This is a genomic window from Sphingobium sp. LMA1-1-1.1, assembly GCF_040676365.1.
Taxonomy (GTDB): domain Bacteria; phylum Pseudomonadota; class Alphaproteobacteria; order Sphingomonadales; family Sphingomonadaceae; genus Sphingobium.
This window is the reverse complement of record NZ_JBEGHS010000049.1, coordinates 1-363: the sequence shown is the minus strand read 5'-3', so window position 1 is coordinate 363 and position 363 is coordinate 1. Positions and strand designations below refer to the sequence as shown.

The 363-nt window shown below is 66.7% G+C and carries 1 protein-coding gene; it reads right to left on the bottom strand.

The genetic code is table 11. The annotated features are described in order from the left end of the window. Positions 1-363: carbon starvation CstA family protein (locus MRBLMA1_RS19040; RefSeq protein ID WP_363738980.1), on the bottom strand; the 363-nt coding region annotated here is incomplete at both ends.

The following is a 363-nucleotide window of genomic DNA, read 5'->3' as shown; positions in this document are numbered from 1 at the left end:
TCCCCGCATCGACGGCGGTCAGGATGAACAGCGCCTCGAACAGGATCGCGAAATGATACCAGAAGGCCTTCATCGCCGGCCCGCCCACGACATGGGAGAAGATCTCCGCCATCGCCACCGCCAGCGTCGGCGCCCCGCCCGCGCGGGAGATGATGCTGTGCTCGCCCACATCCTTCGCGGTCTGCAGGATCAGTTCGGGCGAGATGGGGAAACCCATGGCCGTCACCGCCGCCGCCGCGCTCGCCGCATCCTTGCCGATGACCGCCGCCGGGCTGTTCATCGTGAAATAGATGCCCGGATCGAGGATCGACGCGCCCACCAGCGCCATGATGGCGACGAACGCCTCCATCAGCATCGCGCCAT